The 16819-nt window shown below is 30.1% G+C and carries 22 protein-coding genes and 1 pseudogene; 2 read left to right on the forward strand and 21 right to left on the reverse strand.

Translation table 11 applies throughout. The annotated features are described in order from the left end of the window. Window positions 1–421 precede the first annotated feature (421 nt). Window positions 422–1498: a M24 family metallopeptidase gene (locus C7U55_RS10350; RefSeq protein ID WP_106988493.1), complete on the reverse strand. Its 1077-nt coding sequence runs from the start codon at window positions 1496–1498 to the stop codon at window positions 422–424. 166 nt (window positions 1499–1664) lie between these two features. On the opposite strand from C7U55_RS10350, the gene C7U55_RS10355 reads away from it, so the two are divergent. Next, complete coding sequence (locus C7U55_RS10355) at window positions 1665–2858, forward strand: MFS transporter (protein ID WP_106988494.1); 1194 nt, start codon at window positions 1665–1667, stop codon at window positions 2856–2858. Here C7U55_RS10355 and C7U55_RS10360 read toward each other — a convergent pair. From C7U55_RS10360 to C7U55_RS10405, 14 genes and pseudogenes are all read right to left on the reverse strand, one after another. Then, complete coding sequence (locus C7U55_RS10360) at window positions 2855–3454, reverse strand: MBL fold metallo-hydrolase (RefSeq protein WP_106988495.1); 600 nt, start codon at window positions 3452–3454, stop codon at window positions 2855–2857. The genes C7U55_RS10355 and C7U55_RS10360 overlap by 4 nt on opposite strands. A 4-nt stretch (window positions 3455–3458) precedes the next feature. Continuing rightward, window positions 3459–4865, reverse strand: a complete 1407-nt coding sequence (locus C7U55_RS10365; RefSeq protein WP_106988496.1) for an ROK family protein — start codon at window positions 4863–4865, stop codon at window positions 3459–3461. Between the two features lie 214 nt (window positions 4866–5079). Next, window positions 5080–5295 carry a hypothetical protein gene (locus tag C7U55_RS10370; RefSeq protein WP_106988497.1) on the reverse strand — a complete coding sequence of 72 codons (216 nt, stop codon included), beginning with the start codon at window positions 5293–5295 and terminating at the stop codon, window positions 5080–5082. Next, window positions 5292–5978, reverse strand: coding sequence for a hypothetical protein (locus C7U55_RS10375; protein WP_106988498.1), 687 nt, complete (start codon window positions 5976–5978; stop codon window positions 5292–5294). The genes C7U55_RS10370 and C7U55_RS10375 overlap by 4 nt, the downstream gene beginning before the upstream one ends. A gap of 93 nt (window positions 5979–6071) precedes the next feature. Continuing rightward, the gene (locus tag C7U55_RS13590; protein WP_155522388.1) at window positions 6072–6215 is read right to left on the reverse strand and encodes a hypothetical protein; all 144 of its coding nucleotides are present in this window, start codon (window positions 6213–6215) and stop codon (window positions 6072–6074) included. A 10-nt stretch (window positions 6216–6225) separates the two neighbouring features. Next, window positions 6226–6453, reverse strand: a complete 228-nt coding sequence (locus tag C7U55_RS13990) for a type II secretion system F family protein (protein WP_239985195.1) — start codon at window positions 6451–6453, stop codon at window positions 6226–6228. Between the two features lie 48 nt (window positions 6454–6501). After that, on the reverse strand, window positions 6502–7092 hold the full coding sequence (locus C7U55_RS13995; RefSeq protein WP_239985196.1) for a type II secretion system F family protein: 591 nt from the start codon (window positions 7090–7092) through the stop codon (window positions 6502–6504). A gap of 12 nt (window positions 7093–7104) precedes the next feature. Further along, the gene (locus tag C7U55_RS14000; RefSeq protein ID WP_227213664.1) at window positions 7105–7272 is read right to left on the reverse strand and encodes a hypothetical protein; all 168 of its coding nucleotides are present in this window, start codon (window positions 7270–7272) and stop codon (window positions 7105–7107) included. Beyond that, complete coding sequence (locus C7U55_RS14005; protein ID WP_227280061.1) at window positions 7269–7409, reverse strand: hypothetical protein; 141 nt, start codon at window positions 7407–7409, stop codon at window positions 7269–7271. The genes C7U55_RS14000 and C7U55_RS14005 overlap by 4 nt, the downstream gene beginning before the upstream one ends. Window positions 7410–7421: 12 nt before the next feature. After that, on the reverse strand, window positions 7422–8183 hold the full coding sequence (locus tag C7U55_RS10385) for a prepilin peptidase (protein ID WP_106988499.1): 762 nt from the start codon (window positions 8181–8183) through the stop codon (window positions 7422–7424). 708 nt (window positions 8184–8891) lie between these two features. Further along, window positions 8892–9101, reverse strand: a complete 210-nt coding sequence (locus C7U55_RS13805) for a hypothetical protein (RefSeq protein WP_204638427.1) — start codon at window positions 9099–9101, stop codon at window positions 8892–8894. Continuing rightward, complete coding sequence (locus C7U55_RS10395) at window positions 9091–9303, reverse strand: helix-turn-helix transcriptional regulator (protein ID WP_002340535.1); 213 nt, start codon at window positions 9301–9303, stop codon at window positions 9091–9093. Before C7U55_RS10395 ends, C7U55_RS13805 begins: the two co-directional genes overlap by 11 nt. Before the next feature lie 198 nt (window positions 9304–9501). After that, window positions 9502–9624 (reverse strand): annotated as a pseudogene (locus tag C7U55_RS14010) (helix-turn-helix domain-containing protein); the annotation flags it as partial. Next, the gene (locus tag C7U55_RS10405; protein ID WP_106988500.1) at window positions 9614–9916 is read right to left on the reverse strand and encodes an HD-GYP domain-containing protein; all 303 of its coding nucleotides are present in this window, start codon (window positions 9914–9916) and stop codon (window positions 9614–9616) included. The pseudogene C7U55_RS14010 and the gene C7U55_RS10405, both read right to left, overlap by 11 nt. A gap of 45 nt (window positions 9917–9961) precedes the next feature. Here C7U55_RS10405 and C7U55_RS10410 point away from each other — a divergent pair, with 45 nt between their 5' ends. Beyond that, window positions 9962–11071, forward strand: coding sequence for an AI-2E family transporter (locus tag C7U55_RS10410; protein WP_106988501.1), 1110 nt, complete (start codon window positions 9962–9964; stop codon window positions 11069–11071). 74 nt (window positions 11072–11145) lie between these two features. Here the strand turns inward: C7U55_RS10410 and C7U55_RS10415 are convergent, their stop codons facing one another. The 6 genes from C7U55_RS10415 to aroF all read right to left on the reverse strand — a co-directional run. Next, window positions 11146–11637 (reverse strand): shikimate kinase, encoded by a 492-nt coding sequence (locus tag C7U55_RS10415; RefSeq protein WP_106988502.1) that lies wholly within the window; start codon window positions 11635–11637, stop codon window positions 11146–11148. 2 nt (window positions 11638–11639) lie between these two features. Then, a complete protein-coding gene (pheA, locus tag C7U55_RS10420) occupies window positions 11640–12761 on the reverse strand; it encodes a prephenate dehydratase (protein ID WP_106988503.1) in 1122 nt (373 codons plus the stop codon). A 2-nt stretch (window positions 12762–12763) separates the two neighbouring features. Next, window positions 12764–13840 (reverse strand): chorismate synthase, encoded by a 1077-nt coding sequence (gene aroC / locus C7U55_RS10425; RefSeq protein ID WP_106988504.1) that lies wholly within the window; start codon window positions 13838–13840, stop codon window positions 12764–12766. Continuing rightward, window positions 13824–15110, reverse strand: a complete 1287-nt coding sequence (gene aroA, locus C7U55_RS10430; protein WP_106988505.1) for a 3-phosphoshikimate 1-carboxyvinyltransferase — start codon at window positions 15108–15110, stop codon at window positions 13824–13826. The genes aroC and aroA overlap by 17 nt, the downstream gene beginning before the upstream one ends. A 1-nt stretch (window position 15111) precedes the next feature. Continuing rightward, window positions 15112–16170 carry a 3-dehydroquinate synthase gene (gene aroB, locus C7U55_RS10435; RefSeq protein WP_106988506.1) on the reverse strand — a complete coding sequence of 353 codons (1059 nt, stop codon included), beginning with the start codon at window positions 16168–16170 and terminating at the stop codon, window positions 15112–15114. A gap of 9 nt (window positions 16171–16179) precedes the next feature. After that, a partial coding sequence (gene aroF, locus C7U55_RS10440; RefSeq protein WP_106988507.1) for a 3-deoxy-7-phosphoheptulonate synthase occupies window positions 16180–16819 on the reverse strand: 640 nt, incomplete at its 5' end.

Below are 16819 nucleotides of genomic sequence, written 5' to 3' on the forward strand. Positions count from 1 at the left end.
AAAGAAAAGAAAGGGTTTACCCTTCCTAAAGTTTCAAAGCAAGTTGAGTGGTTTCAAAAATAGCTTTTTTAGCGTCACTAGCTTTACTTGCATCGCCAATTAAATGAACATGTTCATTTTTTATTTCTTAATAAAGGTTTTAATTTGCTTTTGAACCAAAAGCTAAAACAATCGTATCAAAATGATAAAGTATTTCTAATTGATTATGTTTTTTATAAACAATACCATCTTAATTAATTTTGATAACTTTACTTTCTAAAGTAAATTCTACATGAAGTTGTTTTAAATGATCTAATAAATTAAATCTTGGTCTTTTAAGGGCAAGTGGTGCTTTGTATCATTAAAATCATTCTAAAACACTTGATTTATTTTTAGAGTATTAAAAAAAACATAGATTAGATTATCTAACCTATGCTTTTTATTAGTCATTACCAATAATTCTTAAATCTTTTGGATAACTATTTAAGACCTTACATCCATCTTTTGTAACGAGTACAAGATCTTCGATTCGAACTCCAAATTCACCTTGTAAATAAACACCTGGTTCAATAGAGAAAGTCATTCCTTCTTGAACTTCTAAATCAAAGTTTTGTGAAACATCACACCATTCATGAACGTCACGTCCAATGAAATGTCCTAAACGGTGGTTAAATTCAACCGTATAACCACCTTCAGCAATGATATCTCTAGCACATTTATCAATATCACAAAGTCTAACACCTGGTTTAATCATTGCTTCTGCTGCTTTTTGTGCTTTTAAAACAAGTTCATAAACTGTTTTTTGTTTTGGTGATACTTCTTTATAGAAAACAGTTCTTGTCATATCACTACAATAACCTTTATACAATCCACCAATATCAATAACAATACTGTCACCAGCTTTTAAACGGCTATCATCTCCACTGTGATGATTATCCGCTCCATTTTTACCATAGGCAACAATTGGTTCAAAGGAATTTCCTACACAACCATGTTTTTGATAAATTCCTTCAAGTTGTTTAGAAACTTCTTCTTCTGTTAAATTACCTTTAGCACAAATATTAATGACTTCATCGACAACTAAATCATTAATTTTTGAAGCTTCTATCATGAGTTGTTGTTCTTTTTCATCTTTGATCATTCTCACACGATCAACACATTCAGATCCTAATTCAAAATGACATTCATCTACTAAATTCATTAAAGGAATTAAGAATCTTGCTGGAAAGTTTTTGTCGATTCCAATAGAACATGCTCCATCAAATTCATCTGCAAGTAATTGAAGATAATTATCTGTATCACTATACCATACTTGTTCAATATCAAGTTCATGATCTAAATAAAATAAATTGTTCATAAATAATTTATGATGTCCATCACTTGATAAAAGAAGTAAATACATTCTTTCACCTGGATTATTTTTATAATTGATTAAATAATCAATTGATGATGGATCATTAATAATTAAATGTGTTAATTGTCTTTTTTGCATTTCTTTAAGTACTTTTTCTAATCTCATCTCTTTATCCCCCTACTGATAACTATTTTAATACGATTATTTAAAAAATTAAAGCAATTTAATCACATTTGTTTCAATGCCTAAAAAGCATTAAAAACATAAATTATAAGTATTAGACATTATAAAAATTTCTTTATACAATGGAATCAGAAAAGGAGGACACATTATGAAAAAACATTGGTCCGTTTTAATTTGTTGCTGTGGTTTAGCTGCAGCATCGATTGGTATTTCAATTAATTCGTCAGGTGTTTTTTATACACCTGTTTCAAAAAGTTTACATATGTTAAGAGGTACATTTTCAATGCATATGACACTTTTTTCGCTAGCAACTGCTATCATGTCATTATTTGTACCAAAACTATATCAAAAATTTTCTTTTAAAAAGATTCTAACAATCAGTGTAATTGTTGCTGTTGTTTCAACTGCCGCTATGGCACTAGGAAAAAATGCCATCTCTTTCTATATTTTAGGAATAATTCGTGGAATGTCGACAAGTCTTTTTTCTATTGTACCAATTACTATGATTATCAATGGTTGGTTTGAAAAAAAACACGGTCTCGCTACAAGTATTGCCTTTGGTTTTAGTGGTCTAGGTGGAACTCTTTGTTCTCCGGTTTTATCAAGTATTATTAGTTCTTTTAATTGGCAAATGGGATATCTATTAAAAGCGGTTATTCTTTTACTTTTATGTTTACCAGCTGTTCTTTATCCATTTTCTATGAACGCTAAAGATGAGGGATTGCTTCCTTATGGTTATCAAGAAAAGCAAGAAACAGCCCAAAATCAAACAACATCTTCATTCCATTTTATGTCCGTTTCTTTTATTTCTTTCTTCATTTTTGGTATGTTGATTAGTTGTATTACAAGTGTGACTCAACATTTACCAGGTTATGGTGAATCTTTAGGCTTTCCGTTAACTTCTTGTGCGATTTTATTATCTTCAGGAATGATGGGTAATATTGTTTCTAAATTAGTTATTGGAAGTTTAAGCGATCATTTTGGTGAAATAAAAGCCACATTAATGATGATTACAGTGAATATTTTAGGAATTGTCTTATTAATAATTGGGCGTTCTATGACACTTCTTATTATTGGTGCTTTCTTATTTGGTTCATGTTATTCTTTAGGAGCTGTTGCTGTTCCTTTACTTACCAAATATTTCTTTAAGACTAAAAATTATGCAAGGGCATTTCCAACGATTTCTTTTGCTTCTAATGTTGGGGCTGCCATTTCATTATCAATGGTTGGTTATATTTATGATTTCTTTGGTTCTTATATTTATGCCTTTATCATCGCTCTTGTTATGATCTTTGTAAGTATTCTTTTATTAATGATTACAACAAAAACCAAGGAAAATTAATTCCTTGGTTTTTTAAATACAATCGTTTGTCCTTTTGTTTCTTTATGAACTTCTAAATAATCATCAACATAAACAATATTTGATGATTTTTGAATAAATTCTTCATTAGTTGATAATACATCATAACCAAATTCATGACTACGATAATGCATTGGTATGACAATACGTGGTTGAATACGTTCAATATATTTTAAAGCTTCTTTGGTATCAATTGTATAATACCCGCCGATAGGAATCATCAAGACATCACAGTTTTTAAGCTTTGAAACATCATCCATCATACAACCTATATCTCCCATATGAACAATCTTCATATCTTCAAATTCAACAATATGAATCGTATTTTTACCACGACGACTTCCTTGATGATGATCATGATACGTTTCAATACATGTTACTTTAAAATCTTTAGCTGTTGTTTCAACACAATTTCTTGCATTATGATCTTCATGTTCATGAGAACATAATACGAGATTTGCCTTCAATTTTAAAGGATTTAATCCCGGAACTGAATTTGCTTGATAAGGATCAAAAATAATTGTTCCATCTTTTCCTGTTATTTCAAAACATGAATGTCCATGCCAAATAATTTTCATTTTCTTACTCCTTTGCACTTAAAATCATAGTTCCTAATAATATATATTCTAAAATATTTTCCACTTTAATAATCTTTGGATACACTTTTAAAGAGTATTGACTCAATGATTTTTTTATTTCATCACTAACATCTTGACTATCTAAAATCAAGTCACTATAAACAACTATTGCCTCTGGTGATACAACCGCTATAATACTCATGATATTTTTAGTAACCAATTCTAAAGTTCCTTCTGGAGTATTAGCAAGATTTAAATAACTATCCGAAAGCTTTAAAGGTAACAGTGCTACTTCACCTGCAAGGTGATCCATTCCCCTTACGAGTTGTCCATTTACAACAATCCCACTTCCAGCCATACGTCCAATCGGTTGAAATAAAAAAGCAAGTGATTTATATTCATTTTGTGAAGCATAATAACCAACAACCGCGGCATTAACATCATTAATTAAATAAATTTCTTTTTCATATCTTTTTTCTAAGCGTTCTTTTAATTGATGATTACCACCTTCTATAATCCCTGAATAAACATTTCCTTCAACCATAACACCCGGTAAAGCAATAGAAATCACATCAATCATTTCATTTTGTAAAACAACTGTATCCAAAGCATCCAATACATCTTGAAGTTTAATATTACTTTTAATAATATTACTATCTAAGACAATATCTTGATGTGAATTATATAAACGATAAGAAATATGACTATTTTCACCATTAGCGTTAATAGATACCGCTAAAACATTTTTATTTGTCTTTATTTCCATCATTGAAGCTAATGGTTCAACATAACCATTATATTTATTTTCTTTATGTTTTAAAGATTCTTCTACAAAAGTAATCAACGCCCCAACATTATAGGAAGCAAATATTTGTGTTGGTATTTTTAAAACAAGTTTATTTTTAAAGACTTTTTCAACTTGTAATTTAACATAAGATACCTGTGGTGCAAGTAAAATCACATCATAATTTTGAGCAACATTATATATTTTTTGATAAGAAGTAGCAGCTACTTCCATATTTAAATTTAATACTTTAATACCATTTTTTATTTTATCTGCAAAAAAGGCTGTTGTCATTCCACCACTACAACATAGTAAAAGTCGACAGATCGGTTGATCTATCATTTTTTTAATACATTGATCCATTTCTTCAAACAAAGAAATGGCATGTTTAAGTGTTTTGAATTGAAAATGGAGATAAAAAGCCATTTCATCTGTTCTTTTATTCATTACACATAATTCAATAATACATTGTGGATTAAATGTTACATAACTATAACAATATTCATTTTCTATAATAATTGCATCTGGATCTGTTTCACTTTGATGAAGATGATAATAATCTCTTTTTTGATTATTGATCCATTCTCTAAATAGAGAGGTTTGTATTTCTCTTAAAAAATCATCCATTTCAATCCCACCTTTATCATTATTTTAACACAATAGCGCGAACCATTGAAAGCTCTTACACAATTAGAAAAAATAATTAAAAAAATCCAACCATTATTTCTAACAGTTGAATTCTTTTTTTCTAATGAATAATTCTTAAAACATCTTCTTCACTTGTAATATCAAATATATTACGCGTTAATACATTTAATTTTTCAAGTGATGCATTTGTAAGTTATTCTTCTAAACGACTTGAAACAGCTCCTAATTTAATGACTAATTGTTCTTTTAATGTATTTCTCTTTTCTTCTAGTTTTCCTTCACTTCTAAATCCTTCTGCCATTCTTTCCATTCCTTCACACATATCGATTTCATCTCTTTCTGGTAAGTCTTTGATTAAATCTAAATTTCCTGTAATAATTGCTGCATAAATAAAGTTATTTCTATTCATCTTTGTTCTTCGATGCAACTTATCATAGTTTCCCTTATACATGTCCATAAATTTCCTACCATGAGATATTGATGAATAGGAAATCCATTATTACTATCACATGTATAATTTTTAGGTTCAAATTGTGATGTTTTTATATCTAGATTTGCTGAAATAGTAGACATAAGTAAATCTTCCTCATATTTTTCTAATCCAGCAAAATAGACTTGAGATAATTGTTGGTCTTTATAAGTCCCTTTAGTAAATTGTAATAATTTAGTAAGAGAATTGGATAATTCTGTAATAAAAGCAACTGTTCCTCGATCAGAGAAAACACGTGTTCTGTTGGTAATTTCATATTGTCCATTGATAAATAAATAATGGTTGACATCTTGACCATTGATTGCTGTTAAGATGTATGATTGATTCTTTAACTTATCAATAGATTCTGTAAGTTTAATTACAGAATTTGTTAGAATATCAATAGAAGAAATAGAAATACCCATCTCTTTAAATAAATCAATATAAGGCTTTAAAAACTCTCTTTCTAAAGACGCACATAAGACAAGTTGACCTTCTTTATCTTCAACTTTTTCTTTTAAAATCGTATAGTCATAAAGTAAATCTTCATATTGACTTTGTACATCAACAAATTCATCTTGTACAAATTGAATCATTTGACGATGATTTGCTTTTGGTAACATGGTACACTTAACTAAAATTTGTCCACTATCAACAACCAGTCTTACAGAATCAATATGTTCTTTCTTTAATTCTAAAAGAATATCTCTAATAGGTTAATCATCTAGAATCTTTCCATCTACCATCGTTCCTTCAATAAAGGCATATTCTCTAAAAGAAGAAATATGAATTTGGCTTTTTGAAACATTTCCTTGTATCATTTGTAATCCACTTGTTGATAAAAATACAACTGTATCCATAATCTTCCTCCTACATATTTCCTACATTGTTGTACAATGTATAAATTGGTAATAATACTGAAATAATGATTAAACAAATAACCAACGCTAAAAAAATAATCATAATTGGTTGAATCAAAGTAACCATTCGTTCAGATGCTTGTTCAGCTCCAAAATCAAAATCATCAGCAGGATTTGTAAGCATTGTTTCTAGGCGCCCACTTTCCTCACCAACATAAATACTACTTGTCAGCTTCACATCAAAACCTTCGATATCTTTTAAAGATTGAGAAAGGGTTTCCCCATTTCAAATCTTTTTAATAGCACTATCAAATTGTGATTCAATATAAACATTTCCAATGGTTGTCTTTGCAATATTTAACGCATTAACAATAGACATCCCATTTGTATATAAAGAACATAATATTCTAGCAAAACGACTTGTATAAATCGTTATCATAAGTTTACCAAATAATGGCGTTTTGTTTTTAAGTTTATCTACTTTAAATCTTACTTTCTTTATTTTCAAAGCAGCCATAAAACCAACAATAAGAAAAGCAAATATTAAAATAAGATAATACCAATAATCTTGGATAAAATGAGAAATACCAATATTAATTTGTGTAATTAAAGGCAAATCAACATTTTTAAAAATATCAAAAAATGAAGGTAATACCATTAAATAAACGATTAATAAAACAAGAATTGTGACAATAATTAAAATAATAGGATATGTCATTGCTGACTTTTTCTTACCTTTAATACGATGATCTTTTGTATATTGATCAGCCATAATTAAAGCTGTCTTATCCATCGAACCAATAGCTTCTCCTGAACGATACATTTGAATCATTAAATAAGGAAAAGCAACACCTTGAGCTTCCACAGCATACGACAAAGTATAGCCTTGTTATAGCTTTACATAAATATTTTCATAAATCTTTTTAATCTTTTTATTATCTTCACGTCTTACCATAATCGAAAACGTACGAATCAAAGATAAACCAGAAGCAAGAATGGTCCCAACTTCTCTTGAATAATTTGCAAGCTCTTTATATTTTAAACGATATTGATTCATTGCTTGCTTTGTAATTCAACTAAATAAAGCCCCTGATCTTTCAATTTCCTAACAAGCTCATTACGATCATCTGCATCCTTGGTTCCATTTTGAACCTTAGAAGCCATATCTTTCGCTACATATTTAAAAGTTGCCACATCCTCACCTTCTTACATCAATAAATTTAAATACCAAGAAATAATCTCATAACCATAACATAAAGCTATAAATATTCCTATGGATAAATAAGGTCCAAAAGCAATATGCCCCTTTTTATCCACTTTCTTCGTTAAAATCAAATAAATACAATAAATACCTGCTATTAAAATACCAATAAAAGCAGCTAATAAACTATATTTCCATCCTAGTGCAATCCCACTAGCAAACATCAATTTAATATCCCCTCCACCAAATGAATCTGGTATCACCAGATTCATTAAAAACATTGGTAGACTAATACAAAACATGCCAATAGTACTATCCACTAAACTCATTTGTCTAACAAACATTAAAACAAGACAAACAAGAAACATAGCAATATTTAATCCATCAGGGATTATCATCGTGTCAAAATCAATCATCGTAATCGCCAATAATATCATAGCTATTACAAACATCAATATCGTTTCATACTCAAAACCAAAACGATAAAAACAAAAAACACCACTCAACCCACCAAAGATTTCAATAAAAAAGCCTCTAACAGGTATTTTACTATGACAATAACGACATCTTCCCCTTAAAACCAAATAACTCACAACAGGAATCAAATCATACCAAGCTATTACTTTACCACAACTATCGCAATGACTTCTACCTGATACAAAATTCTCTCCACGGGGAACACGATCAATCACAACATTCATAAAACTAGCGACACACATACCTATCAAAAAACAATAGATAAAACACACCATCATAAGCAATTCCATAAAATCCCCCTATTTTGTGTCCATTATAACATTTTCATAGTACTTTTTAAACAATTCACATCATAATTCTACAAAGTCTAATTCTACAAAGTTGCAAAAAAAACATCCAATTTAATTGAATGTTCTAATGTACATCGGTTATTTCTACTTTTTTATTTTTATTAAGGAATGAAGTTATGTATTTACCATTTTCACTTTGCCAAGCAATCAAATAAGTGTCAGATTCCCTATCTTCATATGATCGCATAACTGTAACATGTTTCAATCCTGTTTGTTTAATAACAGAACTATCCTTTAATTTATCATAGATTTGATCATAAGCATTATCAGATGATTTCTATTAAACTTAATACAAAAATCAGATTATCCGCGTAAATACGGTATTTAAGGACTATTCATCAATCAAAAAAGCAATTATTTTACCACGAATTTACCAGGATTGAATGAGCCTTGATATGACAGCAAAAGAACAAGGGAGATTGCACAAAAGCGTGTACCTCCCTTTTCTTATTATTTGTATGAACCTTTATTTCTACATTTTTTTCTCAAGCACACTACTGATAATGATTAAAATAATCGGCTGGATTGCAATGATACTTCCGACAATAATAGCTGGAATGATGTAGTCTAAACAAATAAATATAACTGTTGCCACCCCTAACAGTATTGTGTTAAACATATTTGTTATATTTCCCGCTTTTTCTTTGATTATGACATTCCGTTCGTCCATAACATTGATTTTGTAGTCTGCATCATTTTATCGTGCAAAATTTGAACATGAGAAACGCCAAAAACGACACTGAATAAAATAGCAAGTCCAAGATCTACCATTTTGGGAAAATCTATAACCAAAATTATCATAATCAAAAACAACGAAACAATATAACCGATATACCAAATCTGACCCTTATTTTTCATCTTCACTTTCCTCCTCATAGATAAAAATTTCTTCAATGCTCATTTGAAAGTACCTTGCAATTTTAAATGCCAATATAATAGAGGGATTATAACGTCCATTTTCTAAAGAACCTATTGTTTGACGAGATACTTCAAGAGCAGAAGCTAAATCTTCTTGTTTAATTCCTCTTTGTTTCCGTAATTCTTCCAAACGATTTTTCACAACATGCTCCTTTCTAAAAAAAAATGGAAAGTTTACTTTCCTTTCATGCTTTGATGATACTCCTGTGAGCGCAAAATATCAAGTAAGCTTTCCATACAAATTTTGATTTTAATGTTTTAGTTACTGTTTTTATGACATATGAACACACTTATTCTTATTTCCTCTTGTTTGCTGTATCTTTTCGTAAGAGGAAAAAGGCTACTCATCCTCGTTGTCATAATCACTGATTTTTAATACTTCCCGTAACAACTTCATATCCTCTCTTGAATTAAGGTTTATCCTTTTCACAACCTGATAAGGTGTACCGTACTTATGCATCTCCTACTAAACCATCTGGATAATCTTTTCCATCATATCTTTCATGATGATAGTGACAGATTTCACGTGCGTATTTTACAAGTGGCTCATTTTTATAGAAAAGTAAATTTTCTAACATTTTAGCTCCTATAACGGCATGATCTTGCATGATTCTTTTTTCTTCTTCCGTCAGTTTTCCTGGTTTATTAAGGATTTCATTAGGAATGGAAATTTTTCCAATGTCATGTAATGGTGAAGCCGTTTCGATTAAAAACGTATCATCTTGACTAAGATGATATTTATCTGTTTTTTTCATATGCAGTTCACATTTGCCATTATAATAGAAAGATGAGGTGAACTTATGAAAATAAATCAAGAAACAAAAAAAAATATCTTAACCATTACATATGCTGGAGTCGTTTTATTTGTTATTCTCTATTTTTCTAAAGTAATTGGTTTTTTAGCTTCTATTTGGCAACTTCTTGTTCCTTTTATAATTGGTTTTGCAATTGCCTTTGTTTTAAATATTATAATTCATCAATTAGAAAATACACTTTATAAAAACATCAAGAAGAATAAAAGAATATTATCTTTTATCACTATGTTTTTATTAATTGTTCTTTTTATTGGTCTTATTTGTTTTATTGTAGGTCCAGAACTTATTCTTTCTATCAAAATGATTATGAAACAAGCTCCTATAGCTTATGAAAATCTCATAGATTTCTTAAAAACAAATAGAAATATCATGAACGGAAGTTTTACAAGTATTATAGATTCACTTGTTTCTTTAGATTTTGATTTAGCTGAGATTTTTAATCAACTTATAAAAAACTGGAAACCATTATTTAACTCTGGGTTTTCTATACTTACCAATACAGTAAGTAGTCTTTCTTCTTTCTTTATTGGCTTTGTTTTTTCAATCTATCTGTTATTTTCTAAAGAAAAACTTTCTAGACAATTAAAAACCACTTCACAAGCCTTATTAGGAGAAGACAAAACCAAAAAAATTTGTCAAATCATAAAACTTTCCAGCGATACTTTTACAAGTTTTATTACTGGTCAATGTTTAGAAGCATGTATTCTTGGTAGCATGTTTGTGGTTTCTATGTCTCTTTTACAAATGCCTTATGCTTTATTGATGGGAATTATTATCGCAATCACCGCACTTATTCCTGTTTTTGGTGCTTTTATTGGCTGTTTTATAGGAATTATTATGATTGGCATTGTAAATCCAATACAAGCTGTTGCCTTTATTATTCTATTTTTAATCCTTCAACAAATAGAAGGCAATTTCATCTATCCTCATGTTGTAGGTAATTCAGTGGGACTTCCTTCTATCTGGGTCTTTGTCGCTGTTATTATCGGTGGTAATTTGATGGGAATTTTAGGTATGTTTTTATTCATTCCTCTTACTTCAATCATTTATACACTTTTTAAAGAATATATTAAATCTAAGGACATAAAATCTTAAATTATTATTTCTTATACTTTCGTGCTTATATTATTTATGATATAAGCACGCTTGTTTGTTAAAAAAAAGATATTCTATTTTTGAATATCTTCTATAATCTTATTAACAATATCATCTAATGTCCCGTCATTATTTACATGATAGTGGCAACTATCTAAATAAAGATCATGTCTTTCATCAAATAATTGATAAAGTTTTTGTGGTCCATTTTTCAATAATGGACGATGTGCTGTTTCTACATCACTTACAATATTATCTAAAGGTCGATCAATATAGAATACCTTCCCCGCTTGTTTTAAAATCTCACGGTTTTTCTTTCTTTTAATAACGCCCCCACCTGTAGAAATAATGTAACCATCTAATTTTGCCATATCTAAACAAGCTTCACTTTCTCGATCTCTGAAATATTCTTCGGAGATATTAAACATTTCAGGAATGGTACATTGATATTTCTTTTCAATATATTCATCCATGTCAATCACTGGCATCTTCAATTTTTCTGATAATAATTTAGAGATTGTGGTTTTTCCACATCCCATGATTCCCACTAATATAATATTTTCCATTCTTACGCCCTTTTATAATTTCCCAATACTTTCAATGTTGTACTGGTTGCTTTCATTTTATTTATTGCACGTTGAATTTTTTCTTCATGCATATTTCCTTCAAAATCAATATAGAAATAATATTGCCAATATTGAGTTTCAATTGGTCTTGATTCAATACGATCCATATTAATTTGACTTTGTTTGATTGTTTGTAGCATGTTATCTAAAGTTCCTACTTGATGTGGTAAAGTAAGGATAACTGATACTTTATCACTTTCTTTTGGACAAATCAATTCTTTAGAAATAACCATAAAACGTGTTCTGTTGTTTTTCTTGTTTTGAACATTTTCTTTCAACATTTCTAAACCATAAAGTTTACATGCAAGTGGTGAAGCAATCGCTGCTTTTGTTGGATTGTTTGAATCCTTTACATATTTAGCTGCCATCGCTGTATCTTGAAATGGTCTTTGTTCTATGCAACGATGTTGATATAGAAATTCACTTGATTGTGCTAATCCTTGTGGATGTGAGTAAACTTCTTTAATATCTTCTATCTTTGTCCCTGGAAGTGCCATTAAACATTGACTGACATTAACTGCTGTTTCTCCAACAATATAAAAACCATATTTTCTTATTAAATCATAGTTATCATTGATTGAACCTGTTAAGCTGTTTTCAATAGGTAAAACCCCATAATCTATTTCTCCATTTTCTAAAGCAACATAAACATCTTCAAAGTCTTTATAGCCAATATTCTTTGTTCCCTCTCCAAAGAAATTTTCTACCGCACTTTGTGAAAATGCTCCAGCAATTCCTTGATAACCTACAACTGGATCTTTTTTAAATTCTGTTTTAATATTTTCATCTAATTCAAGAGGTAATAAATCTGATTGATAAGATTTAGAAACTGTCATCATTTCTTGAATAAAGCATCTTGCATATTCTTTTAATTGATCATTACTTAAACGATTAAGATTCTTTTCAATAACTTCTCTTTCTCTTTCAGGTTGAAAGATTTCTAAATTATTTTCAATTTTATATTCTACAACACTTTTAGAAAGAGCCATTCTTTTTTCAAAAAGTTCCATTAATTGTTGATCAATTGCATCTATTTCCATACGACATTGTTTTAAATCTTTCATACTTATTCCCCCATCATATCAAGTATTCCTAAAGCCATCATCGCTTCAACGACAACGACTGCTCTTTGAACAATACAAGGATCGTGTCTTCCTTTAATTTCTAATTCTACATTTTCTTTTGTTTCAATATTAATTGTTTTTTGTTTTTTAGCAATCGAAGGTGTTGGTTTAAATGTTACGGTACAACTTACCGGCATACCATTGGTAATCCCTCCAGTAATTCCCCCATTATGATTAGTAGAGGTTTTTACATGTCCAGCTTCATCATAGTAATAACAATCATTGGCTTCACTGCCTAGCATTTCATCAATGTTTTCCCCATCACCGAAAGAAACACTTTTAACAGCGGGAATTGAAAACATTAAAGAAGATAAATGACTTTCTAAGGAATCAAAGAAAGGTTCTCCTATTCCCGCAGGAACATGTAAAGCTACACATTCTACCTTGCCCCCAACGCTATCTAAATTTTCTTTTGCTTTTAAAATCGCTTCTTCCATCTTTTCAAAAACACCCTCTTTGATTGTTGGATATTGTTTTTCACTTAATTTTAAAAGCATGTCATCATTTACATCCACAGGAAACTTTTCATCTTTGATTTTTCCAATAGATAAAATATGCGCTCCTACTTGTATTCCTTTTTGTTTTAAAATTTGTTTTGCAATATTCCCTGCAAAAACGATGGGTGCAGTAATTCTTCCAGAAAAATGACCGCCCCCACGAACATCATTAAATCCTTTATATTTAATATAAGCTGGATAATCACTATGTCCTGGTCGCATATTTGTTTTAAGTAAAGAATAATCTTTAGAATGTTGATCACTGTTGTAGATAACTCCTGTAAGTGGTGCTCCTGTCGTAATACCATCTTGTAACCCAGATAAAATTTCTACCTGATCTGCTTCTTTTCTAGCTGTCGACATTTTATTTTGTCCTGGCGCTCTTCTTTTCATATCGCGCGCAACTTCATCTAAATCAATTTGGATACCGCTAGGAAGATTACCAATGGTAATACCAATGGCTTTTCCATGAGATTCACCAAAAATTGTTAGTTCTAGGTTATTTTTATAAGTTGCCCCCATCAATTTTTCCTCCTAACATCTCAAAGTCTTTCCAAAAGCTTGGATAAGATTTTTTTACACATCCTTTATTGTCAATAATGATTGGTTCCTTACATACTGTTGAAGCAATGGCAAGCATCATTGCCATACGATGGTCGTCATGACTTGAAACATTTCCACCTATAAGAGTGCCTACCCCTTCTAATTCCATAGAAGATTCATGTTCAACTGCTTGTGCTTTTAATTTATTTAATTCTTCTACGGTTGCTTGAAGACGATCACATTCTTTAATACGTAAACGTCCGGCATTAATAACTTCACTATGTCCACTTGCCAATGCTAAGGCAAGAGAAACAACAGGAATAACATCAGGACATTGACTCGCATCCACCGTTGTCGCTTTTAAACCATGACTGACGACTTTAATTCCTTCATCATTTTCAATAATTTCACAATTCATTTGTTTTAAAAAATCAATTGTTGCTTTATCTCCTTGTAAAGAATCTAAATTCAAATCAAGTAAAGTGACATCGTTTCCTAAAGCACCTGCCACTAAATAGAAAGCAGCTTGTGAAAAATCAGATTCTACACGGTAATCTCTCGCTTTATATTCTTGTCTACCTCTTATAATAAATTGTTTATATTCATGATTAACAACTTCAATACCATAAAGCTTTAACACTTGAAGCGTTAAATCAATATAACCTTTACTTTCAAGAGGTGTCGTAATTTCAATAATTGAATCAAATGATAATAAAGGTAAAGCAAATAATAAACCAGTAATAAATTGTGAAGAAATATTTCCTGGTATACGATAAAGATCCGGTTTTAATTCTCCAACAACATTTAAATCTAAAACATTTTCACGGTATAAATAACCAATATCTTGTCTTTCAAAGATTTCATAATAGGTATCTAATGGCCTTTTCCCTAATTGTCCTCTTCCTATAAAACGTACTTTATTTTCTTTTACAAGAGAAATAGGAACCATGAAGCGAAGAGTTGATCCTGATTCTTCACAATCAATTTGGACTCCTGGCATCGTATTATTTTTAGTAAATGTGTAATTACCGTTAATAATAAGATAATCTTCATGTTGTTCAATAATTGTCCCTAGTGCTTCCATGGCACCAATTGTTGCTTTGATATCTTGAGAATATTCAATATGATCTATTCTTGAAATACCTTTAGCTAGACTCGCTGCAATGATTGCACGATGTGCTAATGATTTTGAAGGTGGAACAGATACTTTTCCTTTTAGTTTTGTAGGAATTAACTTAATTTGACTCATTTTATACCCTTTCTTTTTTTAATAAAAATTCTTGATTTGTTTGATAAACATAACTCTTTCCTATTTCTTTTAATAAAACAACAGATAAAGAATTATTAATATTTTTCTTATCTAAAGCAATTGCTTGAATAAGATTTTTTGTTTCTATCTTGCATTCAAAAGGTAAATTGAATTTGTGTAAGATTTCTTTAATTTGCATCGCAGATCCTGCTTTTGTCAAATCCAGACTTTCGGCAAGTTTAGTAATTTGATACATCCCAATACCTACGGCTTCACCATGAGAATATTTTTCATAATGATAGTATTGTTCAATGGCATGAGCGTAAGTATGTCCAAAGTTAAGTAAAAGACGATCACCAAAATCAAATTGATCTTTTTCAACAACTTCTCTTTTGATGTTGACACAATTATATATGATTTCATCAATAAATTCATAGAGTTCTTCAAAATTTTGATAAGAATTTAATTGATCAAATAATTTTTTATCTTTAATACATCCATATTTAATCACTTCTCCCATTCCATCACTAATAAAATGAGAATCTAAGGTTTTTAAAGTACATGGATCAATTAAAACCATGGAAGGATGATAGAAAGCTCCTACCAGATTTTTCCCTTCTGGTAAATCAACCGCTACTTTACCCCCAACTGAACTATCCACTTGAGCAAGTAAAGAAGTAGGAATTTGAACAAGTTTTACCCCTCTTAAATAACTACTTGCAACAAATCCTGCCATATCACCAATAACACCACCACCTAAAGCAATAATTAAGTCCGTTCTAGTAAGTTTAAAATCTAAGCAAGCTTTATAAAGTGTCGGTAACATATCAAAGCGTTTTGACTTTTCTCCATGAGGAACAACGACATGTCCAACTTCAAAATCTTTTTCAAGATTTGAAGTCAAGACATTACCATATAAAGGATAAACTCGATCATCAGAAATGATCATTATTTTCTTTCCTTTAAAGATTTCTTTAATTTTGTCATTGGATTGATTTAAAATATTTTTTTCTATATAAATAGGATAACTATGTTCCCTTAAATTAACGATCATTTCCATTTCTATCACCTAAATTTCTTTACCAACAGCATCTGCGATTGGTTTTAATTCTTTCATCAATTGTTCAAATTTTGCTGGTTTTAATGATTGTGGTCCATCACATAAAGCTTTTTCTGGATTATTATGCACTTCGATCATTAATCCATCACAACCTGCAGCTACTGCTGCTTTTGCCATTGGATTCACTAACCACCATTTTCCTCCAGCATGACTTGGATCAATAATGATTGGTAAATGTGTTAATTCTTTGATGACTGGGACTGCTTGTAAATCTAATGTATTTCTTGTGTAAGATTCAAATGTTCTCACTCCTCTTTCACATAAGATAACATTTGGATTTCCACTTGCCATGATGTATTCTGCCGACATGATCCATTCTTGGAAAGTGGCACTTAATCCTCTTTTTAACAAGATTGGTTTCTTTGTAGCTTTTCCGACTTTCTTTAATAAATCGAAGTTTTGCATATTTCTCGCTCCAATTTGAATCAAGTCTACTTTTTCAATAAATTCATCTAAGTATTCTGCATCCATTAATTCTGAGACGATTGGAAGTCCTGTTGCTTCTTTAGCCGCTACTAAGATATCTAACCCTGCTGATCCCATTCCTTGGAAAGCATATGGTGATGTTCTTGGTTTAAAAGCGCCTCCT

The organism is Faecalibacillus faecis, assembly GCF_003024675.1.
Lineage (GTDB): Bacteria > Bacillota_I > Bacilli_A > Erysipelotrichales > Coprobacillaceae > Faecalibacillus > Faecalibacillus faecis.